The sequence below is a fragment of the Paraburkholderia sp. RL17-337-BIB-A genome, assembly GCF_046025895.1.
Classification (GTDB): domain Bacteria; phylum Pseudomonadota; class Gammaproteobacteria; order Burkholderiales; family Burkholderiaceae; genus Paraburkholderia; species Paraburkholderia fungorum_C.
Genome location: NZ_JARESY010000001.1, coordinates 2336635 through 2363432, shown reverse-complemented (window position 1 = coordinate 2363432; position 26798 = coordinate 2336635). Strand labels below are relative to the sequence as shown.

Sequence of the window (26798 nt, the reverse complement as noted above, 5' to 3'; positions counted from 1 at the left end):
GTCTAGTCAGCGCGTCGTCATCATGCTGGTGATGTGACTTGCCAGATTGCGCAGGCCAACAGTGGCATTCTGCCGCTCCACAACCCCAAAGAGCTCTGTTCGCCTTGGCGCCGGGTCAATCAGGAAATTCCTCTCATGCTGGCCCTGCCGCCCCCAAGGCAGCATACTTTCAGGCGAGACGACCTCGAACGCCGTCCCAATCGCGACGAACAAGTCGCTTTCGGTCATTTCCACCCTCATGCGATGCAGGTTCAGATATTCGGGGGCTGGCTCGTTGAAGAATACGACGCCGGGCTTGACTGCGTCCACTTCGCCGCACTTTGGGCAGGCTGCGTCCGAACGGAACTCATCACAATCCTTGGGGAATCGGAAGTCGCACGAGGTGCATCGCAGAGAGTGTATGTCGCCATGAAGATGCACAACGTGCTGCGCACCTGCCTTCTCAAGCAGGTCATCTATATTCTGGGTGACAAGCTGAACGCGCTCTGTGCCCCAGGTTCTTTGCCATTCGGCGAGAATCTGATGCGCTTCGTTGGGACGTGCGTCTCGCTTCTCCGCAATTCTTTCGTTATAGAAGCGGAAGACTGCTTCGCGGTTGCGTCGCCATGTCGTGAAGTTACAGACTTCGTCGATGCTCGCTTGGGTCCAGATGCCGTCTCCGGTGCGAAAGGTCGATATGCCGCTTTCTGCGGACAGTCCGGCGCCAGAAAATACATACAGTCGCGGACCATGAATGCGTTGAGCAGTAGACACTCTTCATCCTCTGATAAGACAACAGTTTCGTTGCGCGCAAATGCGCGGCAGCAGCCTTGTTACCAAGCTCGGAATAGCCGCCGATGGTTTGCCATCTTTCCGCTCAGCAGTCCCAGAAGCCCGGCTCGTCATGGTGCGCTTTTCTCACGGCGACACTAAGCTACAAGGCGAGGAGGGCTACCCCCGGCAAGCCACTATTTCCCCGGGAGTCCTTTTTCTGACTTTGGCGGAGCGGCAATGGTGCCCCTGTCGTCTGAGCAGCGCGGAAAAATGAATGGTGACAAATGGACGTTTTGTGACGCTCACAGGCTCTGCTCTGAAAGACAACATGGGTCTCGTTCTATCGGTACCGGTTCGCGAGATTAAGGTAGTCCGCGGCGAATTCTTCACGGAGCGATTTCGGCGCGAGGATTTCCACAGCGGCGCCAATCGAGCGCAGCCACCACCGGAGTTTCAAGCTCGGAATCACGGTGCCTGATACCTTCAGGCGACCATCCAGGAGGGTCTCGACTTCCTGGTCCTTGGCCATCGGTGATTCTTTGAGATGATTGCCGGCATTGCCGTCGAACGCCAGTTCCAGCCGCAAAGGTGGTTCCGTGAGGAAGTTAAACGCCTGTTCCGTCTCAATGTACTGGCGCAGTTTAAAATCATCCGGATAGTTGAACGTCTTTCCCGACTCAACGGCCGACCCCATTCGGTCAAGTCGATAGAGTGTGCGCAGCCAATCGTTCTTTCCCTTCTCCGGCTGCGGCGCACGAGTCGGGTCCTGCGCCACCATGTACATCACACCGCCCGATTCCACGAGCGCCAAAGGCCATAATGGTTTGGACTTCGGCTCTTCTGCCTGCTCACCCTTGTAAGCAGCGCGGTATTTGACAAGCAGCTCCCGTTCGAAGAACGTTGCAGTTACAACGGCCTGGAAGATTTCCGGACGCAGCTTCGGGCGAATCAGCGTGAACGTCCCATCCACCGAGTCGATTTTGTCTGGCCACGCGCGGTACACCCGGCTATCCGCCCTTTCCTGCGAAAGCCGAACCTCCGCAGCCTTGAAAAGTGGCTCGATGTCCTTGGTGACCGCATCGGGAAGCTTGTTGCCGGCAAACTGCTGCAGGATGTGAAAGGCAACCGCTTCGGACGCGCTCATCAGACTCACACCTTCGCGCGCTCCCTGTAGCCAAGGCTTGCGCTGCCAGAGCAGCTCGCGCCCGTTCTCGGTCGAGAGGACCAGATGGTCCTTATCTTCCAGCCTGGTCAGATGCCGCTGCACCTTCTTCGTGTATCCCACACGATGTCCACGCTCTTCGAGCTGTCGGTGTACTTCCGGTGTGGACATCCAGGGCACCGCGTCCTTTTCCGTGGGTAGGACTCGCAAGATTGCTTCATCGAGACTGGAGGGCATTGTCTTCGTGTCGTGTGGGTTGGCCGGGCGAAAAGCTGTGGGGGCGTGAAGGCTCCCTCACGTCGGCGCAGAAACGGGCTGCCTTAAAAGTCGCTTGACGGCACGGGGGGTACCGGTCCGCCCGGTGGGCATGGCGGTACATTCCCAATGGAAATCTGATAAATTTGGTTTCCGTGAACAGGGCCGCCTGGGAACGGCGTCGATAGGGTCGTGGAAAAAAACGCAGCGTATTGTTATGGCGTTCTCCAATTACCAAGCCGTAGACGCAATCGTCCGGATAGTATTGGAGGTGATTCGCCACCAATGAGCGCCACTTAGACAGTTGAGCTGCTGCATGACCGCCGTGCGACCAATGGTCTGACCACTCATCGCAGATAATCAAGACCTTCAGGCGCCCTGTGAGTGCGCAGAGCTTCCTAACCTCATGATAGGCGCTCCGAGCGTCGTTCTCAGACTCTACGTGAACAATGGGTACGAGACTGCATTTGTCATCCGTTTCGCCGATGCAAAACGTGGAGTCGACTCGGAATAATTCGTAGACGTCGGTCAGTCCAAGGCAACTGGTGACACGGGGGAGGAGAATGTTGCGATAGAAAGCTGTTCTGTTCGCTTGTGTCTGCCATGCCCATGCAAACTGACATTGCTGCGTCGAGTTTAAACCCGCTACAAAACATTCCAGAAATCGACTCCACAAACGTTCGCTCTGCTGCTTTGGCGAAGAATACGTCCACTGTGAGGGATTGGTCATTCTGTTCCGTAGTGTTGTTGTAAACGGGTTGATAAGCCGACATCGATTGAGTGTCTGGTTCGCTTGTCAATCCATTGCGATATTGTGCCTGTTTTGACTCGTGGCACCCGCCAAGGAGCATTCGACGGCAAAGCTGCCTTGCTTTCGCGGCTACTGCCGAAGGATTGTACGGAAAATTCAGGACACTTTGCGTCTTACTTGGCACACGTGGCGGAGCGTGAAGATTCCAGCGGAATGCTGGGAGAAGTGAGACGAAAACTGTCTCGTTTGCCTGCAATCATTCGCGGTCGCAGGCATCGTCAGCGCCAAGCCAAGCCAAGCCAAGCCAAGCCAAACCAAACCAAATCCGGTCGGAAGCAGACGGGTAGGGTGGGGCCGAAAGCAAACAACGGAAACGACCTCAGCCATGAACCTTGACCTTGAAAAATCTATTCTGATAGAGCATCCGACCATCTATCGGCTGCTTGAGCCGCGCTTCGGAGATGGGCAGCGCTTCGAGTGCGGCGACGGCTGGTACAACCTCATCGCGCAGCTGTCCAGCAGGCTTGAGGGCGAAGCGCGTAGGTCGGGCAACGCCGACCTTGTTGTGGTCCAGGTCAAAGAGAAGTTTGGGGCGCTGCGCGTTTATTGTCGAGGCTCGGTGACGGCCAACGTCCCGGACGGGGTTGCCGACGCCGAACGGCAAAGCGTACGCACATGTGAATTGTGCGGCTCCCTAGGAACCTTGCGCGAGGGCGCGGGTAGCCAATACCTCCGAACGCTCTGTGCTTCCTGCGCCCAAGCAGCAGGTTATTTGCACAACATGACGAACATGCGACACACAAGACTTGAGCCATAACAAGCGAGGTGAAGAGGAATGCCGGCGTTGCTTGAACACATCGATGCTATCGCAAGGAAGCTTCAGCGAGACGTGCTCTACCTCGCTTTTGTGCGGGGGTCCCGTCCGTTCTACGAGAATTACGAGAGTCTGGACAGTAGAAAACGCATTCTGCAATGGTTTGACGATGAGTCAATACCGTGGCGGGAGTGTGGCCGGTATGCGTCTGAAACGACGATGCGGTCGTACGCCGGGAAGGTTTTCATCGATGTTCCGTTCGACGAAACCAACCCGCAGTATCAGAAAGTACAGGCATTTCTCGAGCACTCAGCTGGCAGCATGCGCTTCGACGACGTGAAGTTCTACGTCGTGCCCCTTCAGGACGCGATGAAGAACGCGCACCACGACGAACCGGGCTTCTGGGAGCGGTGGGCCGAGAGTTTCTGATTCAACTTGTTTCGAGACATTAAGTGTCTCGACTGAGACATAGACTGGCTTGGGTGCGCGAAAGGGTCTCGGTTTGGGACCAACGCGAACGCAACGATACCTGACCAACTACGGGGGATTGCAATGAGCAAGGAATATCTGCGGGATGACCACTTCAAGGTTATTGGCAGCATCGAAACCGATTCGAGCGGCAAGCAGGTCGGGCGGGACGCCCACTTTAACCGCGTCGGCGAGTACGACTCGAGGACTGATAAGACCCGGGACAGCCATTTCCGGATTGTCGGCACGGGCAACCAGCTCGCCGCGTTGATTTGGCGAACGGTCAAATAGTCGCATACGCAACGTTATCAATCATCCCACGAGACCCGACATGAACACTCTAATCAGCGCCATTGCCTTCGCTGCGGACAAGCACCGCAATCAGCGACGCAAGGACCATGAGGCATCTCCATACATTAACCACCCGATTGCTCTCGCGAATGTGCTGGCCAATGAGGCCGGCGTCGAGGACGAGCGCGTTCTGATAGCTGCGGTCCTGCACGACACCATCGAAGACACGGAGACCACCGAGCAGGAACTGTTGCGCCTGTTCGGCAAGGACGTGGCGGACATCGTCATGGAAGTCACGGACGACAAAACTCTACCGAAAGCAGAGCGCAAGCGCCTGCAGGTCGAACACGCCGCTCATATCAGCCGCCGTGCCAAGCTCGTCAAGCTCGCCGACAAGATTTGCAATCTGCGGGACATCGCGACGAATCCCCCGGCGGACTGGTCTCTTGAACGGAAGCAGGAATACTTCGACTGGGCGAAGGCTGTCGTCGATGCGCTGCGCGGCGCTCATCCGGGGCTGGAAGCGTTGTTCGACGAGGTGTATCGCGCCGGCAAAGAGGCACTGGCCAAGTAAATTCGTGCCCACCGCAGCCAACAGGACAAAGATGATTGAGAGAACTGACTGCAAGTGCATGACTTTGCCGCTTGATTACGGCATCAGAATTCTGCTGCCCGGAGGCGACAGGTTGAATACTGACGTGACGGCTGGCGACGTTGAGCTGTTCGGCTGCTCAATGTGTGGCATGAAATGGCTGCGGCATTACGACGAGTGGCCGGCATTTAGCGAGTCCGGCCGTTGGCATCTGGCGCCGGTAACTGACGCTGAGCTTGCTCAGCTTCATTCAACCAAGGATGTTTTGGAGTTCCTTCATTCACGGCCGTGGCACTTCTATGGGGGGAGCTACTTCAGGACCGCTGGAGCTCTTGCTGAGCGCAAGGAATAAGGAGAGTCATGCAATTGGGCCGTTGCCACGTCTGCGGGGAGCAACTGGGCTCCCGCATTCACAATTTCTACACCCGTACCCAAAAGGTATCGCTCGACGGCGAGACGAAAACCATTACTGTCCTGTATGAACTACAGGAGATGACCTTCTGCGGACAAGAATGTTGGGAGGCCATGGAGGAGCCGATTACAGCGGGGCTCCATCCGCTTTACCAGCCGCTGCACTTGGTCGCAACGTGCTGTGATTGCCGGAAGCCGGTGGACCGAACCCAGCCGCATTACACGCTCTACATTGGCGAGCTGGAGGATGTGTCGCAGCCGTGGCTGGCATCAATGCGCATACTCGATGAGAAGGAAATCGCCGTCTTTTGCCCGGAGTGTCGGGTGCCGGAAGGGGATTTGACAGCAGGGTTGGGGCTGCTTGAACAAGAGGATGCGAGCGTAGCTGGGGCGGAACCGGAAAGGACGAAAGAGTCAGAGCCGCAGTCGTGACACGTGAAGTAACCATGAAGTCAATACAAGAGGCCGCATGACGGTACTTATTAGAAAAGATGCCCGCGACGGGGCGAGGCGAATCCATCTGCCACACCGGGGCCAATGTTCCCCTTCCCCACGCAGTAACAATGGAGACCAGCATGACCAATCGTAATCTAGAGCGTTCGGAACGCATCCGCGGCGGCCTCTACGGCTTGTTGGTTGGCGACGCGCTCGGAGTTCCGTACGAGTTTCACGACGCTTCCGAAATACCGGACGAGCACGAAATCGAGATGGAGCCACCGAAAGGGTTTCGACGTGCGCATTCAGGTGTTCCCATTGGTACCTGGAGTGATGACGGCGCGCAAGCGTTGTGTTTGTTGGACAGCCTGCGTCGGGATGCATCCTTGAACCTCGCGGATTTCGCCAGTCAACTGCTTGCATGGTACGAAACTGGGCACATGACCCCTGACGGCAAGGTGTTCGATGTCGGCATCCAGACGCGACGTGCCCTCGGCGCGTTGCAAAAAAGCGTCGATGCAAGCAAGGCCGGTCCGAGCGGTGAACGAGATAACGGGAATGGTGCGCTTATGCGATGCTTGCCCGTCATATTCGCTGCTAGCTCGCTGGATGAGGTCGTCGAGTTGGCGATGCGTCAGGGCGTGGTGACACACGGACATATACGTTCGCAGCTGTGTTGTGCGCTCTATGCTGTCGTTGGCGCCGGCATCCTCGGCGGCCTGTCTGCAATGGAAGCAGTAGGTCGCGCAGAGGAAGAACTCTTTCGGCGGTTCGCCGACACCGAGCATGACGACGAATTGCGGCTGGTGCTTGGTGCTCGTTCCGAGCCGTCTCGCGGGTCGGGCTACGTTGTGGACAGCCTGTGGTCAGCGATAGACTGCCTGCTGACGACAACGGACTATGAGTCATGTGTGCGCCGGGCAATCATGCTCGGCAACGACACGGATACTACTGCCTGCATTGCTGGAGGCCTGGCCGGCGTCCTGTACGGGTACGACTCCATCCCGAAGCGATGGCGGGATGCATTAGAGGGCGAGGAACTCGTGGAACGGCTTTTTGCAAATGCCTAGCGAGCGGCGAATTCTTTGCAACGCCCAACCCGGATACTGGCGTGCACTTCGTCCGCGGCTGGATAGACTAGCTAGAGCTTCAAGTTCCTATCTGCGGCGCCGTTATCCCGAGAAGGCCATAAATTGTCGTGCGGGGCGCCGCCCGTTCACCGAGACCACACGCCTGCTTGGAACGGTGTATCGCGTTAAGCGAGCTTGAACTCGCGCCCAGTGCGCGCTGGCATTCTAGGTCGTGCGAGGCTAGCTAACCATGATAGCAATCTCAGGTTTTGGTTTCGCGCGCTGCGCTGGCGAAATCGGTTTTGAAAAAATAGGGAAGTGTCCGCATGCTCACTGGTGAAATTCGTAGTCAAATCAATGCCATCTGGGACTCGTTCTGGTCCGGTGTGCGCGCGCGGTATCGCCCGGGCAAGCATCAGGCGACGAAATGAAAGCCGCCAGGTTCGGACTGCGCTCCGAACCGTACAATATCGGCCTTCAAGAGTCATATGGAATAACCGATGTCAGATGCCTCATCAAGCAACGCCAAAAGCGCCGAGCTGCTCGCCGCGTTCGCGGGTGACGTTTCACCGGAACAGCGACGCGATGCCCTGACAGGCCTGATTGCCGTGAAGTTTCTGCCGAAGGAGGCGGAGCATCCGGCTGTCATCGCGGGGCGGGACCGGCTGCTTCACGATGCCTGCCGGCATCCGGATGACCGGCTCCGCCTTGTCGCGATTGCCGAGTCGATTCGGCTCGCCCAGGTCGTCAAGCGATGGCTGCCCGACGTCACTAAGGCGCTCGAGCCTGCTTTTGCCAACGAGTTGCCAGCGCTGTCGCTCCTGCAGGACGCGGACGCCCGGCTCAACGTTGCTCGTGCCTGTGCACTCTTTGACCGAACGTGGTTGCCGGACTATCTGGCCCGCTCCGTTGCTGACGAGGAGCAGGGTGAAAAGGCACGCACGGAGCTCATTGGCGCATTGCTGTCCCGTTCGCGCACGCTGGCCGACGCGCTGATTGCGCTGTCGCAGCCGTTCGTGCGAGTGAAGCCCGTGACCGAATCTCCGGGCGACTCATTGGCGAGGAGACTGACCCGAACCCTTTCCAGCCTTCGTATGGCGCTGGTCGAATCGGACCTGGAGGCGGGAGCAGACCCCGGACAGGCTCTTACATCGCTGGTCACGGGGCCATTGAACGCCACTGGCAAGCCGCAGGATGACAAGGCGAAGACCGAGCTCACCCGAGAGGTGCTGCTAACCGTTCATGACATCGTGAGAACCCGCTTTTCGGTCGTGGCGGAGCCGACGATGTACCAGGTTGTCAGCTATTGTCGGCGGCTCTTCGGTGGAAGCGGTTGGCCAGACGACCTGGCGACGCCGCTTGAGCGCCTAGTGACGGATGTCACCGAAGCACTCCTGCTGCTCGGGCGGCAGGGGAAACGGAACCAGCCTTTGCGTGAGCAGCTCGACGTGTTGTGCAAATACCCGGAACGTGCCCGCGTCATCGCAAAGAACCTGGCAGCGCGGCATCCAGAGCTCGATGAAGATGTGCGTGTCTGGCTGGACACCGGACGCGTCCGACTCGAGCGTGACTTACGCGTTGCGGCTGTCGAGGTCGAGGCTGGCAGCGCGGATGCTGCCATTGGACTCGCCCTTGAGGCAGCAAGGCTGGCGCGTCATGCCAGTGACGGGGTGCGTGGGCAACTACTTTCGGGTCTGGAGATTTTCGAACCCTCGCTCGTGTCTCCCACACAGGGCCTACTCGACCGTGTCAAACAGGTGGCCGTGCAGGTGGAGCAGGTCGCTGCCCTGCGCAACGTTCAGTTGCTCGGCACGCCCGGAGAGGAGGTGGAGGTGTCGCCCAAGTTCTTTGAGGTGGTCGGCGACAGCCCTAGGGCGCGTATGGTGGTCCGGCAGCCAGCCGTCGTCAGGACGCGCGGGGATGGTGCGGTCGGGGACGTACTGCTCAAGGGCCTTGTCGAATAAATCGTTGTTTTGCAAAAAGAGGAAGGGGACCAGATGGACAAGAAGATTGCTGGCTATCTGCTGGCGAGTTTGCTGGACCGGACGAAGAACCAGCAGGTCGGGACCATCTCCGGTCCCGAAAGCGACGCACTGGCTCTTGCGGTCCACTACCTTATCGGGGAGTTGGCGCCCGCCGCGGCGGATGCGCCCGCAGAAGAAGCGCGTGCGACTTCACCGGAGCGTCCCGCTTCATCTGGGCCAAGCGGAACGACGCAGGATTGGGGTGCGTCCGGACAAGCGGCGGCAGCCGGTACCGCGTCCGTCCCGTCCTACGCTTCCCCGCCTGAGGTGGAGCTGGTGCTCGATTCCCTGCAGCACAAAGCGCCCAGCGGGCGCGATGTATTGCTCTGCCTGGATTTCGGCACCGCGATGTCCAAGGCCTTCGCTACGTCTAGCGGGGGCGACCATCTGGACCTTGAACTGGGAAAGGCCGCGGGAAAGGAGGGCTACACCTTGCCTTCATCGGTTTTTATTGGCGATGACGGGCAGGCGTACTTCGGTTACGAGGCAATCGAGAAGAGTATCAACGCACAGGAGGCCGGTCGTGAGCGGCTTGATTCAATCAAGAGCTGGTTGAGTTTCCGCGAGGACGGCAATCTGGATGCGGAATTGTTGCCGAAGACGTATAACCCGACGGATGTGAGGTTGACGGAAGGCGATTTGCTGCGCGCCTATCTGGCCTTTCTGACGGACATGACGGGCGTCAGCCTTGTCGCGCGGGACGTCGAAGGCAAGGCGGACGCCCGCTACGTCCGCCGGAGATTTGCGCGCCCCTGCGGCAAGGACCAGCAGCAGGCGCAATGGGTTGATAGCCTGATGAAGGGTCTCCTAGCTGAGGCCCAGGTACTCGCCGATACCTTTTCCGGGCAGTGGGCCGGTGGCATACCCGTTTCACGGCTGAAGGCTGCGATTGATGCGTTGAAGCGTCACGGTGAGCGCCCCGACCATCTGGTGGCTGAGGGCGTGCCCGAGCCTGTCGCCGTTGCTGCGACGCCGATTGAGGTCAGTGAGAATCGCATTGACGCCTACATGGTGGTGGATGCCGGTGCAGGAACAACTGACTTTGGCCTGTTCTTCGCGCTCCGCAATCAGAGCCTCGATGAACCAAAGGTATTTCAGGTCGCGGCATCCGTGCGGGGGCTCAATTACGCGGGCGACAAGATTGACCAACTGCTGCAGAAGTTCATCATGGACCGGGACTCGATTGATGCGACCACCCTGCAGGGCAGAATAGTTGCGCTCGACCTGCGCCGCCGTATTCGCGTGCTTAAGGAACTGCTATTCAAAACCGGGAAACTCGAATACAGGCTCTCCGACAGCACGTCTGGGATTATCACGCGAGAGGAATTTTGCAGTTGGGGGCCGGTGCTCAAATTCGCGGAGCGTCTGGAACAGGGATTCCGCGAAGCACTTGATGCAGTGGACGACACCTACCTCGACTACCTCACCATGGACCCCGTGCGCCTGCAGGTCATTCTGACCGGTGGTAGCTCCAGCTTACCGATGCTAGCCGCGCTGGGGCGCGGCTATGTCGAAGTCCGGGGGCGCAAGATTCAGCGCATGCCAGTGGATGCGACACCGGAATGGATTAGCCGGGATGCCGAGGAAATGCGTCCGGTGTATCCCCAACTGGCAGTCGCGATTGGTGGGGCCGCGGAAGAACTTCCCTCGACCGACGATGCACCGGAGCAGTGGATTCGCGCGACCCGCCCGTCTTACGTCGCCGGGCGGTTACAGATTACGGGAGCATGAGCACCGGCAAGCGGCTTGCGATGTACTCTAAACTGGCATTGCGGTCGGGCGCGTGTCGGCTGCCGTATTCTGGGCATCGCATAGACGCAAAGGCGACGCTTGTTCTCACACGAGTGGGGCGGGTCTGTATCGCCGCCCCGGAAGTGACAGTGGAGCGCGCAAAGCTTGACTATAACTGGTAGCCGTCGCAGGGCTCCGCGAAGAAACCCGCCACGGATGTGGCGGGTTCGTCGTCCCGGCTGGCTCTGCACCCTGATTGCGCGATTTCATCGCAGGTACGGGCTGGGCGGCGGTGGAGGGCTGCGTGTTCTTGTCCAGCCACAGGGTAACGAATGTAACGAAACGTTTGGCTAAGGCGGCGCGAGCCGCCAAAGCGAGACCACATCATGCCTGCGCGCGCCGGAACGGAAGGACGTTCGCCTGTGTCGGCGCTTCCGTATCGTCACTGCCATCGACCAATACTGACGCGGACTGCTGGTCAAAATCTCCGGCAATCGCCGCCAGCGTGAGCCCACTTCCGGTACGGAGGCGGCGGCGCCCGCGATGCACGACCGTCAGGTCCGAGGACTTTGCCTTCACTCCAAATGCGGCGTCGAGCCTCGGCGAGCTGCCTTGTGCACAGGTGCGCGTTGCGCAGCAGCATGCGCATGTCGCGGTGCCGTGGAAATGCCTGCAAATCCACTAGCGAAAACTTTCCCGTCGCCGCGACGCGCGAAATCCTGTCGTGCCGCATGTCGTGAATATGCAACTCGTCCAGTCGCGACCGCGCCGTCATCCGCGCCCATGCATGCTTGAGCGCATCCTCGCCGAGCGGGAAGAGGCGTGCGTCGTCGCGCCCCCATGCGTCTACAGGCAAAAGACGTTCGCTACTAGCCTTGGCCACGCCTTCCGCAACCGTGCCGGCACTATGTATGGAGCCCCCGGCAGCTCGCCGTCGTCCATCTTTAGCGCCGTTTGCTCCGGCTGATGCCAAAGCTGTCGTTCTAGTCCCACATGTTCGTAAAGCAGCGCCCATCGCCCATGCAACAGCTCTGGGGAGCAATTCGCGACATCTGCAAAAAGGTCGGCAGCTTGAACTGACCACGGCGCCGCGCCCTCGGGGTGGTCGTCGGCAATCAGACTGGCGACAGCGCGGTCCAGCCATTCGCGCAGGCCGAGGCCGCATTTTTGTGCGGACATGACAGCTGCCGCCATGACCGCTGGCGACATGTGCAGCACCGTGCGCACGCCGGGAGAGTTGGTGTCAAGGCAGGTTGTATTGATATCGGAGGACAGGGCTTCTTCTCGTGCCGTCTTTGCAATCAAACAAGCGGCGAAGCCGCTGAGGACAGCCACACACGGGAGGGGCTTGCTTGCGCACTGAAGAGGCCCACCATTGCGTGCAATTTGGGTGTGCACGTAGCGCAGGAGCGAGCGAAGCGAGGGGGACTGTCCGTTGCGCGATACGGAGGCTCTTGGCTGCGCCTGTTGATATCAAATCAAAAGCAAAGGCGGCCGGGTTTAACCCGCCGACGGGTGTCGTACGCTTGGCCGCCACCCGTTTGGTACCGGCGACAACCGCAGCACCCTGTTCGACAGCCTCGGCATCACGTCTGACCTCAATTGGACAGGCCATCGCGCGCCTCGACACTGCCCGCAGTGGCTGCATCGCAGACGCCGAGCTGAGCGCCGCCGATTTTCGCAAGCTGTGCAGCAACTTTACCGGCGAGCTGGACTTCGCCCGCCCGGCTAAGGGTGTCACTCCTGCACGGCACGCACGCGCGCTGCTGCGCGCCACTCAAGGACGAGCTGACCGCGCTCGAACTGCTCTCCGCTGAGTCTGAGCTGCGCGCCGGCGTGGACGTCGACTGAGCACAGGCGCAGCCGGAGCTGCGCAAGCAGCTTGCCCTGACGCAGGGATTCGCTAGGTGCGCATTGCGAGCTTTTTCTGCTGCATGCAGAACGCGGAATATGTGCAGGAGAGGGGGCAACACCGGGAGGGTGGTTTTTTGGAGGTGCCTATAGGCTATCTGCGGGGAGTGAACGCAGCGCGTGAACGCCGGCACGCCACAACCACACACTCCCTCGAGGTAACAAAATGCCCGCGCTGAAACAATTCACAGATTGAGCAGTACTGCGTCTTTTACGCACAGGCCTATCAAACGCCAGTGGAACGTGGCGAGCTGATAGAGGAGGTGCTGCGCGCATTCTTTGATGCCGACGCCGACTTCATCAAGTTTTCGAAGCGCATGTCGACGACCGACAAGGCTGCCGTCGACAAAGCGCTCGGCCTGAGCCGTCGGCCGGGCGGCGTCAGCGACACGCTCATCGACCAGGCTTGAGCATTGGCTGTACCAGCCCGACACAAAAACGGCCCAACGGGGCCGTTTTTACTTGCGGCAGATGACTGTCACGCCAACTGCTTAGGCAGCCCACCGAGACGCTCCGCGATGTCATGTGCCGTGTCCGCGTTGAGCGCCATTTGCGGCGCCTGAGCGACGAACTCGAGCCATCGCTCGGTCGAAAAACCACTCTCCAGCTGAAAGTCCTGGTCGACACGGAACACGGATTTGACTTTCGTGTTCCACAAGTCGAGTTGATACGGCGACATGTCGCGCTCCTTCAGCCGCCCGGCAAGCATCAGCAGCGCATCGCCATACGCCTCAATGAACGGCCGCCATGCTTCGCTGGGGTCAGCCCAGGCTTTCCGCACTTGCGCCGAGGCCTCGAACGAGCGCGGCAGCGCCGACACGTACAAAAGCCCCACGTTTTGGGCAGATACATTAGTGCCCTCGACACGATGGTCGAGCAGCTTTTCGGTAATCATATTTTTACCAAAGAGTGCCATCGAATAACTGCCGCACGTGTCTCGGAAGTCATTGTTGCGCAACTCGGGCATCCCCGTCAGCTCGCGCAGGCGGTCCAGCGAGCCGTTGTAGTGATATACGTATCCGCGCTTTGACCGTGCGTTTTTCGTCACTTCGGTGGTATCCCGTGACGACAGCGACGGAAACAGGTATTGAGAGCCAAAACCGCGCTTCGAGTGGTATTCCCGCAGTTTGCGAAGTTCTTCTGCAAGGAAGGGGTGCAGCGGATACTCCCAGCCTCCCCCTTTTTTAAAACCAACAGCCTCTGCCATTAACTGATACGTCGAGCCATCCGGCTTCAGCTTTAACAGATGCCACTCCATAGCCCGTGCACCTTCGCTTCGAAACCCTGTAAACAGGAGCGTGTAGAAGTAGGCTCGGGGGTAGGGGTCAAGCATGTCAATTGCATCAAAGAGGCTGCGCAGCGAACCTGCAAATAGCGGTCGCGCCCCCTCGACTTTTGACTGCTTCACGCGCTTGCGCATCCCAGCGGCCGGATTTGACGGCAGTTTTGCGTGATTCGCGAGCGCGCGGATGGTCTGAAACAGGTGGTCAGACTGCCGAGGTGCCTGGCGGTCTTCGGCGATACGCCTGCAAGCTGCCGTTAGCCATTCCCGTGTCAGCAGGCGCAACGGCTTGTGCAGCCATTCCGTCGCGTGCGTTTTAAGGACGCGCTCGTATGTGCGCAGCGTCGAATCCTTCGGGTGCGTTGTATTGCGCCAGTCCTCCAGAATTTGAAGGAGCGTCTTTCGGGAAAGGTCCGACACGCCTTCGGCACCCTCGGCGGCAATATCGGCGCTGACCCGTACGCATTCGCGGCGCGCGGTCGGCAGGTCCATTTGCGGATAGGCGCCAATCCGGCGCTGTACGCGCGTTCCGAGCGCATTGTCGCACTCGGCCAGCCAGGTTCGGGTTCCGGTTGCCATCACGCGCAGCAGCAGTTCGTTTTTGAGTGCGGCATCGTAGTAAATGGTCATACGCTTGCCGGCGTCGCACTTGAAAGCCGCAACGTCATCGGGAGTCATCGTTATAACGGGCATGGTCTCGCTCGCGAAGGTGTCTATGTTTTAGGTGTCTCGCAGCCTGTAAACTGTCTGAATTCAGGCCGTCTCGCAGCCGTACGAGACGAGGTGCAATTTTGGGGGCAAAATGGGTGTATCGCAAGGCGTCTCGTGCGATACATGCTGCGAGATGTGATTGCACTCACAAACGACCGTCAAATGGCCCTTGGATTCATCAATTAAAGTTGGTGTCCCGCTTCGTCTCGCAAGCGAAAGTTGGCGAAAATATAAAAAGAGCCTTGCTGGATAAGGGATTCAGGCCATACGTCTCACAGCGAGGAATTTGCACTGACCTGTTTATATTTCGGTAGCTGTTTTAGGTCCTGACGCCCGCAAGGGTGTAGGGGTTCGAGTCCCCTCCCTCGCACCATTCCTATGTAGCAGAGAACCCCGTTAAGTCTTTGGACTGACGGGGTTTTTTGTTTTTCAAGTGATTTGCGTCAGGCCGCGCGGGCCCGGCCGTGCTCAGGCGCCCGGCGCCGGCGATTGTTGATCCGCTTGTGTGCCTGGCAACTCGGCTTGCGCGGCGCCTTCCAGAAACCGGCGGGTCGATTCGAACGCCTGCAGCATCTGATCGGGCCACGGTGTTTGCAGCATGACCGCCTGATGGTTCTCGAACGCCGACGACAACAGTTTTACCAGTTCAGGCGAGCGCAGATGACGCAGCAGCACACTGACGGCGATCGCGGTTGCCTGGCTCGCGCCGGCGGTTTGAAGTTCTGAGGCGGTGAGAGCCGCTACCTGTTTGTTGATGTCCACTGATACTTCCTTGGTGAAATGTGGGAGATTGAAGGCTCGGTGGCCGATCCCGAATTTTGACACGGTTGACGGGTTGCCGCGAACGCTGCTGCCTCGCGCAGCGGCGTGGACGCAAAGCGCGGTGATGGTTTTCAGCACAGTTAATCCGTTAAGCGATATGCCGGCAAAATCATCGGCGGTGGATTGCTGGCGGCGGCCGTCGTCAAGCTGTTCCTGTTCGACTTGTCTCACGTGACGGGTATCGAGCGGATCGTGTCGTTCATCGGTAGCGGCTTGATGTTGCTGCTGATTGGCTACTTTTCGTCGTTGCCGCCCAAGGCGGCGGTTTTGGAAACCGGGCAATGAAACGTGTCTTCAGCGTGACGGGGTGGTGCCTTGCGATCGCCGCCGTGTGGGTGTCGACGGTAGCCGTGGCGGCCGATCATTTTTCGCAGCGCTTTGCGCTCGAACTTGAAAGCGGTGCGGCCCATTACACCGTGACGCTTCCGGCTGCCGTCTATGCGGCCAGCCAGCGCAGCGATCTTGGCGACGTGCGCGTGCTCAATGGCGACGGCGAACCCGTACCGTATTCGCTCGAGACGCCGCACGAGCCCGCCCGGACATCGCCCACGCTGCGTCCAGTGGGTTGGTTTCCGCTGCCGGCCACGGCTGCCGGCCGCACCGGGGTGCCACTCGGCGTAACGATTGCAGCCGACGGTTCGTTACGTGCGACGTCGGCCCCGCCGTCCCGGGCGCAACATGACGTGGACCTGGTCGACGTCGGGCGCGAGACGCGAGGGGAAACTCAGGTGGACGCATTGGTCGTACATGTGCGCGACGACAATTACCAGGGGCGTGTCAGCGTCGAAGCGAGCGACGATTTGCGCAACTGGCGACCCGCCGGCGAGGCGCAACTGCTCAAGGTCAACTACAACGGCAGCACGCTGAGCCAGGACCGCATCGAACTGAACGGCATGCGCGCGCGTTACCTGCGTTTGCGCTGGCTTGACGGCTCGCCGTACATCGAGTCGATCGACGCTCAGGTGCAGGCGGCCAGCACCGGCGCCGCGCAACGCGCGAATAGCCAACGGGAATGGCGCGAAGGCATCGCCGCACACGCGGGGCCGAAACCCGGCGAGTATTTTTTCGCGACTGGCGGGCCCTATCCTGTCGATCGATTGCGCCTGGATTTGCCACAGCCGAATACCGTGGCGCCCGCCGTCGTTTACTCGCGTGCGGGGTTGGAGGCGGCGTGGCGGCAAGTATCGGGCGCGACGCTATTCCGGTTGCACAACGGCACGGCGGAGCAAAGCAATCCATCGCTTGAACTGGCACCTGACACGGATCGTCAGTGGCGCGTGGTGGTGGACACGCGCAACGGCGGGCTGGGAAGCGGCACGTTGACCATTGCCGCGGGCTGGCGTCCGGCGACACTTACTTTCGTCGCGCGCGGGGCCACGCCTTTCACGCTGGCGGTGGGGAGTGCGGCCGCGGTGTCGTCGGCGGTGAGTCGGGCGGATCTGCTGATGGGCGCTTCGTCGGTTGCCGTGGCGGCGCGCCTGGGTGAGGCACTGCCCGTTGGCCAGGAGGCCGGCGCGCAGTCGCCCGGCAACGACCCCGATGCGATGCGGCGCTACATGTTGTGGGCGGCCTTGTTGCTGGCGGTCGGCTCGCTTGGGGCGATCGCCTGGCGGCTTGCGCGTGGCGCTCGGGTCCAGCCGCGGGCTGGTGGGGTGGCTAGGGGATTGGCCGCCGGGAGCGATACGAGTGGTGACGCGGGTGGCACGAATGGTGGCGTAGGCGAAGCGGATGGATTGGCCGGTGGTGTGCCCGGCGGATCAGGCACAGCGGGCGCTACGGTGAAAGATGCAGGCATTGCCGGTGCTGACGGTCAGGGCTCCGGAAAGAACTGATTTCGGCGCGGTGGTTTTTCGGCGCGAGACTGCACAGAACGACAGTTTGGGACGCGCCGGGCATGCGTGCTTCAAGGCACAGGAAGAGCTGACTTCGGCCGCAGGGGTATCTCGGCGGAACGGATTGCACGGAATCGAAAAATTGGGACGTGCCGAGAGATTGATTTGCATTGCGGGAATGTGCTCTCGTGGGCATGACCGGCGCAATGACCGGCGGGGCCGAATCGCAAGATGCGGTCCGCAGCGAGGATCGAAGCGAGCAATCGCGCAGCGCGGAAGATGCGCCCCGAGCCGGGATGCCATTGCTTACTCCTCGCGCTCCGCCATTGTGTTGATGATCTTGTCGAGCGCCTGGCCGAACGCGAGCTTCTCCTGTTCGTCGAGGCAGTGGAACATATCCCCGTTCCACTTACGGGCGATCGGCATCACCTTGCGATAGAGCGCGCGGCCCTCCGGGGTGAGCGATACCAGCACGACGCGGCCGTCTTCGGCGCTCGGATCGCGTTTCACGAGTCCTTGCTTGATCAATGCCTCGGCCGCACGGCTGGCCTGGCTCTTGTCCAGGTTGGCATGCCGCGCCAATTCCATGATCGAAAACGGTCCGAACGAGCCCACTGACGCAATTACCCGCGCCTCAGGCAACGTCACGCCGAGCTTGTCCTGATAGCGCTCGCCGATGCCACGCTCGGCGAGTTTGTTCAGGACATGCAAACGGTACGTCAGGAACTGCTCGAGTCCTGCTTTGGCGGAGGCCTTCATGGTCTTCCCGTGATGAGTGAAGCGGTTGTGGCGCTGTGATTGTTGCCGCAACCGTCCCGCCGGTCAACGCGCGCCGTATTTCAGGCGCGTCAATTGTTCGGCCTCGTCCGCCAGCAAACGCGCCGCGTCGCGAATCGCCACTTCGAGCGTGATCGGCCCGGGGGCCGGCGAAAAGCAGCCACTGAAGTGTTCGGCGAGGCGCGGCAGCGCCGCTGAATCGACCGCGCCGGACAGCAGCGTGGCCGGCACGCCCACTGCCTGCGCATGACGGCAAGCGATGAACGGCGCTTTGCCGTGTAGTGTTTGCACGTCCGAGCGGCCTTCGCCGGTGATCAGCCAGGTCGCGCCTTCAAGCGCCGCGTCCAGGCCGATCTGACGCGCGACGGTTTCCGCGCCCGGCTCGAACTGCGCGCCCAGCATGTGCAGCGCGAAGCCGAGACCACCGGCCGCGCCCGCGCCGGGTTGGTCGCGTGCCGTGCGCCCGAGCGCCGCCTCCAACAGATCGGCGAAGCGGCCGAGGACGGTATCGATAGCGGCAATCTGTTCCGGCTTCACACCCTTTTGCGGGCCGAACACCGCGGTCGCGCCGTGATCCCCGGTGAGTGGGTTATCCACATCCGACATGCCGACGAACTGAGTGTCCGCGAGGCGGGCGTCCAGCTGCGACACGTCGAGACGCGCGAGCCGGGCAAGCTGTTCGGGCGTCGCGTCGAGTTCCTGGTCTTGCGCGTCGAAAAGTTTCAGGCCGAGGCCGGCCAGCAAGCCGGCGCCACCGTCGTTCGTGCTGCTGCCGCCGAGTGCGACGAAAAAGCGCCGTACGCCGACGTCGAGCAATGCGCGAATCGCTTCGCCCATGCCACGCGTGCTGCGCGCCTCGACCGGCACGCCCATGCCCACCGGATCGGTGATGCCGACGATTTCCGCCGTTTCGATGATCGCGCTGCCGTCCGCAAGCAGGCCGGTGAGTGCCTCCCGCACCGGACCAGCCGCGCCGCGCACGCTCAGTTTGCGGCGCTCGCCGCCGCTCGTGAGCATCGCGTCGAGCGTGCCTTCGCCGCCGTCGGCCATCGGGCAGATGCGCACCTCGGCATCCAGCCGGGCGCGCAGGATGCCGGATGCAATCGCCTGCGCGACCTGTTCGGCGCTGAGCGAACCTTTGAAGGAATCTGGAGCAATGACGACGACGGGCGAGGACAGCGAATTCGGCATGGTGTCTCTGAATGGTTGGAGTCGTTACGAGGGCGGGTGACATGAATAGATGCAGGCGCAGCCCCGAGCACGTCCGTTAGCTTATCAGCATGGGCGCGCCGACTGAATATGTCGAACGGCATAGCCGGGATCGTCCGCAGCGGGGCGCGCGGAAATCATGGCGAGAACGCGCGCGGCGAACGCGGCGCTCTTGCCTGCGCGCGCTTGCGGCGGCAGCGGCACCGATGAAGGGCGTGTTACCAAATTAACTAACCTGACGCAGAACGCTGCAAACCGGCAGGGACTGATTGGAAAGCAGCCACTGAACAGCCACGGGCGAGCTGCAAAACAGGCGAAAAACAGCGCGGAAAGCGGCCCGAACACCGACAAAAATGCACGCAATCATCGAATCCCGGCTAAGCGCGCAAATAGTTTGCTAAAATATTCGGCTCTTTGGACCCAACCGTGCTGTCGGCGGCCTGCAAGCCCGCGGCGCAGGCGCGCAATCGATGCTAAACGAACGTCAACGTGACATCGAAAAGCGGCACGAGAAGATAACTGATTCGCTCGAATAATTTTAGGACGATTGAAGCCATGGCTAACGTTGTTGAAAACCTCGGCAAGCTCGAACGCCGCGTAACGATTTCCCTGCCGAAGGACGCCGTGCAGAAGGAAGTGGACTCGCGTATCCGTCAACTCGCGAAGAACGTGCGCATGCCGGGTTTCCGCCCGGGCAAGGTGCCGCTCAAGATGGTGACGCAACAGTATTCGGGTCAGGTGGAAGCTGAAGTCCTGAGCGACAGGGTCGGCAAGGAATTTTTCGACATCAGCCGCGCCGAAAACCTGCGTGTTGCCGGCCAGCCGAGCTTCGCGCCGAAGGCCGATGCTACTGAAGGCGACTACGCGTTCGACGCGACGTTCGAGGTCTATCCGGAAGTGAAGCTGGGCGACGTCGCCACGGCTGAAATCGAACGCACCACGACCACGATCAGCGAAGCGGAAATCGACCGCACGCTGGACATCCTGCGCAAGCAGCGCGTGCACTTCCACGCTCGCGGCGAAGCCGGCGAGCACGGTGACGGCGGCGCGGACGTGGCGGCGAAAGACGGCGACCGCGTAACGGTCGACTTCGTCGGCAAGATCGAAGGTGAAGTGTTCCAGGGCGGCAGCGCAGAAGATTTCGCATTCGTGCTGGGCGAAGGCCGCATGCTGCCGGAATTCGAAAAAGCAGCACTGGGCCTGAAAGTCGGCGAGTCGAAGGAATTCGATCTGGCATTCCCTGAGGACTATCACGGCAAAGAAGTCGCCGGCAAGACCGCGCAATTCACGATCACCATGAAGAAGATCGAGTGGCCGCATCTGCCGGAAATCGACGCTGAATTCGCGAAGTCGCTGGGTATCGAAGACGGCGATCTGGTCAAGATGCGCGCCGAGATCAAAGACAACCTGGAACGGGAAGCCAAGCGCCGTACGCAAGCCATCGTCAAGAACCAGGTCATGGACGCGCTCTTGAGGATTTCGGAGCTGGACGTGCCGAACGCGCTGATCGAGCAGGATCAGGAGCGCCTCGTCGGTATGGCGCGTCAGGATCTGGAGCAGCGCGGCGTGCCGAACGCCAAAGACGCACCGATCCCGGCTGAAATGTTCAAGGAACAAGCTGAGCGCCGCGTGAAGCTGGGCCTCGTGCTGGCCGAGCTGGTCAAGGCCAATGAGCTGCAAGCGAAGCCGGAGCAGATTCGTGCCGAAGTCGACGAATTCGCGAAAAGCTACGAAGACCCGAAGGAAGTCGTCCGCTGGTATTATTCCAACCAGCAACGTCTTGCCGAAATGGAAGCGTACGTCGTTGAAGCCAACGTCGTCGATTTCGTCCTCAGCAAGGCCAAGGTGACGGACAAGGAAGTAAGCTTCGAAGAACTGGCAAGCGCAACGGCGCAAGCATAAGCGTCGCTGCAACGGCGTGCCGGCTGTCGGAGCGACGGCCCGCACGCCGTTTTTTTGTGTTGTGAATGTGTATTGCGTTTTGCGTGATGTTGCATCGCGCGCGTGCACTGATCGCGCACTTGAATACGGGCTCGTCGACCACACCTGTCTAGCATCTAATATTTAGAATATTTCCAGACAAGGATCCATTGCATGACCTTTCGCGCCCAAATGCTGGACACGTTGACCTCCCAGTCGTCCCGGGATCTCGAAGCGCAGGCGCTCGGACTGGTGCCGATCGTCGTGGAAACGAGCGGCCGGGGCGAGCGCTCGTATGACATCTATTCGCGTCTGTTGAAGGAACGTATCGTGTTCCTGGTCGGCGAAGTGAACGACCAGACGGCTAACCTGGTGGTCGCGCAGATGTTGTTCCTTGAAAGTGAAAACCCGGACAAGGACATCAGCTTCTACATCAACAGCCCGGGCGGTTCGGTTTCGGCCGGGATGGCGATCTACGATACGATGCAGTTCATCAAGCCGGATGTGTCGACGCTGTGCATGGGGCTCGCCGCCAGCATGGGCGCGTTCCTGCTGGCAGCCGGCGCGAAGGGCAAGCGCTTTGCATTACCGAATTCGCGCGTGATGATTCACCAGCCGCTGGGCGGCGCGCGTGGCCAGGCGTCAGACATCGAAATCCAGGCGCGCGAAATCCTGTACCTGAAGGAACGGCTGAATCATCTGCTCGCACACCACACCGGCCAACCAGTCGAACGTATCGCACGCGACACCGATCGGGACAATTTCATGTCCGGCGACGATGCGCAAGCTTACGGTCTGGTTGACCAGGTAGCGCACAAGCGTCCTTGATCCGGTGCGGTCTTGCCCCAAAAAGGGGCGAGGCCGTCGTCGGATCGGTTGTGAAATAATCAAGACTCGTCCGAGCGCCTGCGGCAAACGCCGTCTTCGTGGCTCAAGCCCTGCCGCGCCCAAACTGCGAGGCTAGGGCAAACGGCGTATCATGTAATCGAGTGCCCGGAGGCTCACACATCTATGGCGGACAAGAAAGGTTCTAACAGCGAGAAGCTGTTGTATTGCTCGTTCTGCGGCAAGAGCCAGCATGAAGTCAAAAAACTGATTGCCGGCCCGTCGGTGTTCATCTGTGATGAATGTATCGACCTGTGCAACGAAATCATCCGCGATGAGGCTGCAGGTGCGGGCATCGAGGCGGGCTTGTCCAAGTCCGATCTGCCGAGTCCGCAGGAAATCCGTGAAATTCTCGACCAGTATGTGATCGGTCAGGAACGCGCGAAGAAGATTCTCGCGGTCGCGGTGTACAACCACTACAAACGCCTTAAGCACCTCGACAAGAAGGATGAGATCGAGCTGTCCAAGAGCAACATCCTGCTGATCGGCCCGACCGGTTCCGGCAAGACCTTGCTCGCGCAGACGCTTGCGCGCCTTCTCAACGTGCCATTCGTCATTGCCGACGCAACCACGCTGACGGAGGCCGGCTACGTCGGCGAAGACGTCGAGAACATCATTCAGAAGCTGCTGCAGAATTGCAATTACGAAGTCGATAAGGCCCAGCGGGGCATTGTCTACATCGACGAAATCGACAAGATCAGCCGCAAGTCCGACAACCCGTCGATCACCCGTGATGTATCAGGTGAGGGCGTCCAGCAGGCCTTGCTGAAACTGGTTGAAGGCACGATGGCGTCGGTGCCGCCGCAAGGTGGCCGTAAGCATCCGAATCAGGACTTCATCCAGGTCGACACCACCAACATCCTGTTCATTTGCGGTGGAGCGTTTGACGGCCTCGAGAAGGTCATCGTCGACCGGACCGAGAAGACCGGTATCGGCTTCGGCGCAAGTGTGAAGAGCAAGCAGGATCGCGACGCCGGCGAAGTGCTGCGGGAAGTCGAACCGGAAGATCTGATCAAGTTCGGGCTGATTCCTGAACTGATCGGCCGTCTGCCGGTGGTGGCTACGCTCGGCAAGCTCGACGAAACGGCGTTGATGAAGATCCTCGTCGAACCGAAGAATGCCTTGGTGAAGCAATACCACAAGCTGTTCAACATGGAACGCGTCGAGCTCGAAATTCGCCCGGCTGCGTTGCAAGCTGTTGCACGTAAGGCGATCCGTCGCAAGACGGGCGCCCGCGGTCTGCGTTCGATCCTGGAACAGGCGTTGCTTGATGTGATGTACGACCTGCCGCAAATGAAAGGTGTTAGCAAGGTTATCATTGACGACAACGTAATTGACGGCGACGGCAAACCACTACTGATCTACGAAGACGCCCCTAAAGTGGCGGGTTCGAACTGATCGGCTTTCGGGTTCTGCAAAAAAAGCCGTTCATGGCAACGTGAACGGCTTTTTTCGTTTATCGTGTGGTCAGCCTGGTTGTTTTCACTATGGAGTCACTGAACCTTCGGAGTCACTGAACTTTTCCCACACGCGCAGGCTTGCAATCTTTTTTGCTGGCCTCACCTATCGAACGAACTGATTCCACTCATGGGGAAATGAAATGTCAGGAACCCAACTCCTTCCGCCGGAACGCATTACGCTCCCGCTGCTCCCGCTGCGTGACGTAGTCGTCTTCCCGCACATGGTGATTCCGCTCTTCGTAGGCCGCCCGAAGTCGATCAAGGCTCTCGAAGCAGCGATGGAAGGCGGCAAGCACATCATGCTCGTCGCCCAGAAAACGGCTGCGAAAGATGAGCCGACCGAAAAGGACATGTACGAAGTAGGGTGTATCGCCAACATCCTGCAAATGCTGAAGCTGCCCGATGGCACCGTTAAGGTGCTCGTCGAAGGCTTGCAGCGCGCGAAAACGCTTTCCATCGAAGAACAGGAAACGCAGTTCTCGTGCGAAGTCATGCCGCTCGAACCCGACCACGCCGACAGCGCTGAAACTGAAGCGCTGCGCCGCGCGATCGTGTCGCAGTTCGACCAGTATGTGAAGCTGAACAAGAAGATCCCGCCGGAGATCCTGACGTCGTTGTCGGGTATCGACGAGGCTGGCCGTCTGGCCGACACGATCGCGGCACACCTGCCGCTCAAGCTTGACCAGAAGCAGCACATCCTCGAAATGTTCCCGGTCATCGAGCGCCTCGAGCATCTGCTCGCGCAACTCGAAGCCGAGATCGACATCCTGCAGGTCGAAAAGCGCATCCGCGGGCGTGTCAAACGCCAGATGGAGAAGAGCCAGCGCGAGTACTACCTGAACGAACAGGTCAAGGCGATCCAGAAGGAACTGGGCGAAGGCGAAGAAGGTGCGGATCTCGAGGAACTCGAGAAGCGCATCACGGCTGCCCGCATGCCGAAAGAAGCCAAGAAGAAGGCCGACGCCGAGCTGAAGAAGCTCAAGCTGATGTCGCCGATGTCGGCTGAAGCGACGGTCGTGCGCAACTACATTGACACGCTGATCGGCTTGCCGTGGCGCAAGAAGAGCAAGGTCAACAACGACCTCTCGAATGCGGAACGCGTGCTCGACGAAGACCACTTCGGTCTCGAGAAAGTGAAGGAACGCATTCTCGAGTATCTCGCGGTCCAGCAACGTGTCGACAAGGTCAAGGCGCCGATCCTGTGCCTCGTTGGGCCTCCGGGTGTCGGTAAGACGTCGCTGGGTCAGTCGATCGCTCGCGCTACGAACCGCAAGTTTGTACGTATGGCGCTCGGTGGCGTGCGTGACGAAGCAGAGATTCGCGGTCACCGTCGTACGTACATTGGTTCGATGCCCGGCAAGATTCTGCAAAGCCTGACCAAGGTCGGCGTGCGCAATCCGCTCTTCCTGCTCGACGAAGTCGACAAGATGGGTCAGGATTTCCGCGGCGATCCGTCGTCGGCTTTGCTGGAAGTGCTCGATCCGGAACAGAACCATACGTTCGCCGATCACTACGTCGAAGTCGACTTCGATCTATCGGATGTGATGTTCGTGGCGACGTCGAACTCGCTGAACATTCCGCCGCCGTTGCTCGACCGGATGGAAGTGATCCGTCTGTCGGGTTACACGGAAGACGAGAAGGTCAGCATCGCGCAACGTTATCTTTTGCCCAAGCAGAAGAAGAACAACGGCCTCAAGGATGGCGAGGTCGATGTGACGGAAACCGCGATCCGCGACATCATTCGTTACTACACGCGTGAAGCGGGCGTCCGTTCGCTCGAGCGTGAGATTTCGAAGATCTGCCGCAAGGTCGTGAAGATGCTTCTGCTGAAGAAGGCGGAAGGCGCGGTGAAGGTCGACGGCAGCAATATCGACACCTTCCTCGGCGTGCGCAAGTACGACTTCGGTTTGGCTGCGAAGGAAAATCAGGTTGGCCAGGTCACGGGTCTTGCGTGGACGGAAGTCGGCGGCGATTTGCTGACCATTGAAGCCGCGGTGATGCCGGGTAAGGGCAATGTGATCCGTACCGGTTCGCTCGGCGACGTGATGAAGGAATCCGTCGAAGCTGCGCGCTCGGTGGTTCGCTCGCGTTCGCGCCGTCTCGGTATTAAGGACGAAGCGTTCGAGAAGCAGGACATTCACATTCACGTGCCGGAAGGCGCTACGCCCAAGGACGGTCCTTCGGCGGGTATCGCGATGACAACCGCGCTGGTGTCGGTGTTGACCGGTATTCCGGTGCGGGCCGATGTCGCGATGACGGGCGAAATCACGTTGCGTGGCGAAGTTCTGCCGATCGGCGGCCTGAAGGAAAAACTGCTGGCAGCGCATCGCGGCGGTATCAAACTGGTGCTGATTCCGGAAGAAAACGTCAAGGACTTGACGGAGATTCCGGACAACGTGAAGAACGCAATCGAAATCGTGCCGGTCCGATGGGTCGACAAGGTGCTCGAGTTGGCGCTCGAACGTGTGCCTCAGGCATTGCCGGACGAAGAGCCGAAGCCGGCGGCGCCTGTCGCAGCGGCTGAGCCCGGCAAGGACGGCGCGGCGACGGACGTCGTGAAGCACTAAGGTAGTCAGCAGCGAACGCTGTTTGCTGTATAAAAACCCGCGACCCTGGTCGCGGGTTTTTTATTGTCGGCGAGCTACCGAAGAGTGCGTTTGAAACGCAGATAATCCCAACTTTTGAGCAATAGACATTCCGCGTTGCCGACTGATCATGCGCGCAGCGATTCGCGGCAAGATTTGGTTATAGAACCGCCCCTCAGAATCTTTCGAATCAGGCTCAACCCCGGTTGACACAAGGGTTTCGGCCAATTCTAATGAGTCGGCTCGGCGTTGCCCGCAGCCGCGTGATGTCAGGCGCTATAGAGCGTCGTCACGATTGCCATAATCAGCCATAAACATTCTCGGGGGTTGGAATGAATAAAACGGAATTGATCGATCACATTGCACATGAAGCCGATATTTCGAAGGCCGCGGCGGGCCGCGCATTGGATGCGGTGATCGGTGGCGTCAAAGGTACGTTGAAAAAAGGCGGGTCGGTGACTTTGGTGGGTTTCGGAACGTTTGCCGTCGGCAAGCGTTCCGCGCGTACGGGACGCAATCCGCGCACGGGCGACGCGATCAAGATCAAGGCGGCAAAGGTTCCTAAATTTAGGCCTGGCAAAGCTCTGAAGGATGCGCTAAACTAATGGGCTTGCTGCTTGAGGAATTGCGGATTCACTAAAGAAGTG

General features: G+C 59.8%; 23 protein-coding genes and 1 pseudogene. 17 read left to right on the top strand and 7 right to left on the bottom strand.

The features are described 5' to 3' along the window. Positions 1–6: 6 nt before the first annotated feature. Entirely contained in the window at positions 7–753 is a 747-nt protein-coding gene (locus tag P0D84_RS10535) for an SIR2 family NAD-dependent protein deacylase (RefSeq protein ID WP_408335827.1), read from the bottom strand. A gap of 340 nt (positions 754–1093) precedes the next feature. Then, positions 1094–2086, bottom strand: coding sequence for a helix-turn-helix transcriptional regulator (locus tag P0D84_RS10530; RefSeq protein WP_408335824.1), 993 nt, complete (start codon positions 2084–2086; stop codon positions 1094–1096). Positions 2087–3306: 1220 nt separating this feature from the next. Between P0D84_RS10530 and P0D84_RS10525 the strand changes: the two genes are divergently transcribed. The 9 genes from P0D84_RS10525 to P0D84_RS10485 all read left to right on the top strand — a co-directional run bounded on the left by P0D84_RS10525 (position 3307) and on the right by P0D84_RS10485 (position 10757). Then, positions 3307–3738, top strand: coding sequence for a hypothetical protein (locus P0D84_RS10525; protein ID WP_408335821.1), 432 nt, complete (start codon positions 3307–3309; stop codon positions 3736–3738). 18 nt (positions 3739–3756) lie between these two features. Continuing rightward, on the top strand, positions 3757–4164 hold the full coding sequence (locus P0D84_RS10520; RefSeq protein ID WP_408335818.1) for a hypothetical protein: 408 nt from the start codon (positions 3757–3759) through the stop codon (positions 4162–4164). 123 nt (positions 4165–4287) lie between these two features. Continuing rightward, entirely contained in the window at positions 4288–4494 is a 207-nt protein-coding gene (locus P0D84_RS10515; RefSeq protein ID WP_408335815.1) for a hypothetical protein, read from the top strand. A 40-nt stretch (positions 4495–4534) separates the two neighbouring features. Next, entirely contained in the window at positions 4535–5068 is a 534-nt protein-coding gene (locus P0D84_RS10510; protein ID WP_408335812.1) for an HD domain-containing protein, read from the top strand. A 31-nt stretch (positions 5069–5099) separates the two neighbouring features. Continuing rightward, complete coding sequence (locus tag P0D84_RS10505; protein ID WP_408335809.1) at positions 5100–5438, top strand: hypothetical protein; 339 nt, start codon at positions 5100–5102, stop codon at positions 5436–5438. A gap of 8 nt (positions 5439–5446) precedes the next feature. After that, positions 5447–5929 carry a hypothetical protein gene (locus P0D84_RS10500; protein WP_408335806.1) on the top strand — a complete coding sequence of 161 codons (483 nt, stop codon included), beginning with the start codon at positions 5447–5449 and terminating at the stop codon, positions 5927–5929. A 143-nt stretch (positions 5930–6072) separates the two neighbouring features. Further along, the gene (locus P0D84_RS10495) at positions 6073–7002 is read left to right on the top strand and encodes an ADP-ribosylglycohydrolase family protein (protein WP_408335803.1); all 930 of its coding nucleotides are present in this window, start codon (positions 6073–6075) and stop codon (positions 7000–7002) included. Between the two features lie 500 nt (positions 7003–7502). Next, on the top strand, positions 7503–8966 hold the full coding sequence (locus P0D84_RS10490) for a hypothetical protein (protein WP_408335800.1): 1464 nt from the start codon (positions 7503–7505) through the stop codon (positions 8964–8966). A gap of 33 nt (positions 8967–8999) precedes the next feature. Next, entirely contained in the window at positions 9000–10757 is a 1758-nt protein-coding gene (locus tag P0D84_RS10485; RefSeq protein WP_408335797.1) for a hypothetical protein, read from the top strand. A gap of 846 nt (positions 10758–11603) precedes the next feature. On the opposite strand, the gene P0D84_RS10480 is transcribed toward P0D84_RS10485, so the two are convergent. Beyond that, positions 11604–12092 carry a hypothetical protein gene (locus P0D84_RS10480; RefSeq protein WP_408335794.1) on the bottom strand — a complete coding sequence of 163 codons (489 nt, stop codon included), beginning with the start codon at positions 12090–12092 and terminating at the stop codon, positions 11604–11606. 812 nt (positions 12093–12904) lie between these two features. Here P0D84_RS10480 and P0D84_RS10475 point away from each other — a divergent pair. Beyond that, positions 12905–13078: a hypothetical protein gene (locus P0D84_RS10475; protein WP_408335791.1), complete on the top strand. Its 174-nt coding sequence runs from the start codon at positions 12905–12907 to the stop codon at positions 13076–13078. 68 nt (positions 13079–13146) lie between these two features. Here P0D84_RS10475 and P0D84_RS10470 read toward each other — a convergent pair whose 3' ends face one another. Together P0D84_RS10470 and P0D84_RS10465 are read right to left on the bottom strand one after the other, a co-directional pair. Continuing rightward, positions 13147–14580, bottom strand: coding sequence for a site-specific integrase family protein (locus P0D84_RS10470; protein ID WP_408335788.1), 1434 nt, complete (start codon positions 14578–14580; stop codon positions 13147–13149). A gap of 549 nt (positions 14581–15129) precedes the next feature. Then, on the bottom strand, positions 15130–15423 hold the full coding sequence (locus tag P0D84_RS10465) for a hypothetical protein (protein WP_408335785.1): 294 nt from the start codon (positions 15421–15423) through the stop codon (positions 15130–15132). Between the two features lie 171 nt (positions 15424–15594). Between P0D84_RS10465 and P0D84_RS10460 the strand changes: the two are divergent. Together P0D84_RS10460 and P0D84_RS10455 are read left to right on the top strand one after the other, a co-directional pair. Continuing rightward, positions 15595–15768: pseudogene (locus P0D84_RS10460) on the top strand (DUF2339 domain-containing protein); the annotation flags it as partial. Beyond that, positions 15765–17315 (top strand): DUF3999 family protein, encoded by a 1551-nt coding sequence (locus P0D84_RS10455; RefSeq protein ID WP_408335782.1) that lies wholly within the window; start codon positions 15765–15767, stop codon positions 17313–17315. The pseudogene P0D84_RS10460 and the gene P0D84_RS10455, both read left to right, overlap by 4 nt. Before the next feature lie 306 nt (positions 17316–17621). Here the strand turns inward: P0D84_RS10455 and P0D84_RS10450 are convergent, their stop codons facing one another. Together P0D84_RS10450 and P0D84_RS10445 are read right to left on the bottom strand one after the other, a co-directional pair. After that, positions 17622–18074 carry a MarR family winged helix-turn-helix transcriptional regulator gene (locus P0D84_RS10450; protein WP_408335779.1) on the bottom strand — a complete coding sequence of 151 codons (453 nt, stop codon included), beginning with the start codon at positions 18072–18074 and terminating at the stop codon, positions 17622–17624. A gap of 63 nt (positions 18075–18137) precedes the next feature. Further along, the gene (locus tag P0D84_RS10445) at positions 18138–19283 is read right to left on the bottom strand and encodes a glycerate kinase (RefSeq protein WP_408335777.1); all 1146 of its coding nucleotides are present in this window, start codon (positions 19281–19283) and stop codon (positions 18138–18140) included. Between the two features lie 573 nt (positions 19284–19856). Here P0D84_RS10445 and tig point away from each other — a divergent pair. The 5 genes from tig to P0D84_RS10420 all read left to right on the top strand — a co-directional run bounded on the left by tig (position 19857) and on the right by P0D84_RS10420 (position 26756). Further along, positions 19857–21203, top strand: coding sequence for a trigger factor (gene tig, locus P0D84_RS10440; RefSeq protein WP_408335774.1), 1347 nt, complete (start codon positions 19857–19859; stop codon positions 21201–21203). A gap of 192 nt (positions 21204–21395) precedes the next feature. Then, positions 21396–22049 carry an ATP-dependent Clp endopeptidase proteolytic subunit ClpP gene (gene clpP, locus P0D84_RS10435; RefSeq protein ID WP_007182010.1) on the top strand — a complete coding sequence of 218 codons (654 nt, stop codon included), beginning with the start codon at positions 21396–21398 and terminating at the stop codon, positions 22047–22049. 183 nt (positions 22050–22232) lie between these two features. Then, the gene (gene clpX, locus P0D84_RS10430; RefSeq protein WP_020065906.1) at positions 22233–23504 is read left to right on the top strand and encodes an ATP-dependent Clp protease ATP-binding subunit ClpX; all 1272 of its coding nucleotides are present in this window, start codon (positions 22233–22235) and stop codon (positions 23502–23504) included. Positions 23505–23706: 202 nt separating this feature from the next. Further along, positions 23707–26133 (top strand): endopeptidase La, encoded by a 2427-nt coding sequence (lon, locus tag P0D84_RS10425; protein WP_408335771.1) that lies wholly within the window; start codon positions 23707–23709, stop codon positions 26131–26133. Between the two features lie 350 nt (positions 26134–26483). Beyond that, positions 26484–26756: an HU family DNA-binding protein gene (locus P0D84_RS10420; protein WP_408335768.1), complete on the top strand. Its 273-nt coding sequence runs from the start codon at positions 26484–26486 to the stop codon at positions 26754–26756. Positions 26757–26798: the final 42 nt, after the last annotated feature.

Bases quoted from the DNA above. Each gene is read 5' to 3' on its own strand.
- tig (WP_408335774.1), top strand. From the start codon at position 19,857: ATGGCTAACGTTGTTGAAAACCTCGGCAAGCTCGAACGCCGCGTAACG.
- P0D84_RS10500 (WP_408335806.1), top strand. From the start codon at position 5,447: ATGCAATTGGGCCGTTGCCACGTCTGCGGGGAGCAACTGGGCTCCCGC.
- P0D84_RS10520 (WP_408335818.1), top strand. From the start codon at position 3,757: ATGCCGGCGTTGCTTGAACACATCGATGCTATCGCAAGGAAGCTTCAG.
- P0D84_RS10515 (WP_408335815.1), top strand. From the start codon at position 4,288: ATGAGCAAGGAATATCTGCGGGATGACCACTTCAAGGTTATTGGCAGC.
- P0D84_RS10530 (WP_408335824.1), bottom strand. From the start codon at position 2,086: ATGTCCACACCGGAAGTACACCGACAGCTCGAAGAGCGTGGACATCGT.
- lon (WP_408335771.1), top strand. From the start codon at position 23,707: ATGTCAGGAACCCAACTCCTTCCGCCGGAACGCATTACGCTCCCGCTG.
- clpP (WP_007182010.1), top strand. From the start codon at position 21,396: ATGACCTTTCGCGCCCAAATGCTGGACACGTTGACCTCCCAGTCGTCC.
- P0D84_RS10510 (WP_408335812.1), top strand. From the start codon at position 4,535: ATGAACACTCTAATCAGCGCCATTGCCTTCGCTGCGGACAAGCACCGC.
- P0D84_RS10445 (WP_408335777.1), bottom strand. From the start codon at position 19,283: ATGCCGAATTCGCTGTCCTCGCCCGTCGTCGTCATTGCTCCAGATTCC.
- P0D84_RS10450 (WP_408335779.1), bottom strand. From the start codon at position 18,074: ATGAAGGCCTCCGCCAAAGCAGGACTCGAGCAGTTCCTGACGTACCGT.
- P0D84_RS10525 (WP_408335821.1), top strand. From the start codon at position 3,307: ATGAACCTTGACCTTGAAAAATCTATTCTGATAGAGCATCCGACCATC.
- P0D84_RS10455 (WP_408335782.1), top strand. From the start codon at position 15,765: ATGAAACGTGTCTTCAGCGTGACGGGGTGGTGCCTTGCGATCGCCGCC.
- P0D84_RS10485 (WP_408335797.1), top strand. From the start codon at position 9,000: ATGGACAAGAAGATTGCTGGCTATCTGCTGGCGAGTTTGCTGGACCGG.
- P0D84_RS10490 (WP_408335800.1), top strand. From the start codon at position 7,503: ATGTCAGATGCCTCATCAAGCAACGCCAAAAGCGCCGAGCTGCTCGCC.
- P0D84_RS10495 (WP_408335803.1), top strand. From the start codon at position 6,073: ATGACCAATCGTAATCTAGAGCGTTCGGAACGCATCCGCGGCGGCCTC.
- P0D84_RS10505 (WP_408335809.1), top strand. From the start codon at position 5,100: ATGATTGAGAGAACTGACTGCAAGTGCATGACTTTGCCGCTTGATTAC.
- clpX (WP_020065906.1), top strand. From the start codon at position 22,233: ATGGCGGACAAGAAAGGTTCTAACAGCGAGAAGCTGTTGTATTGCTCG.
- P0D84_RS10470 (WP_408335788.1), bottom strand. From the start codon at position 14,580: ATGACCATTTACTACGATGCCGCACTCAAAAACGAACTGCTGCTGCGC.
- P0D84_RS10420 (WP_408335768.1), top strand. From the start codon at position 26,484: ATGAATAAAACGGAATTGATCGATCACATTGCACATGAAGCCGATATT.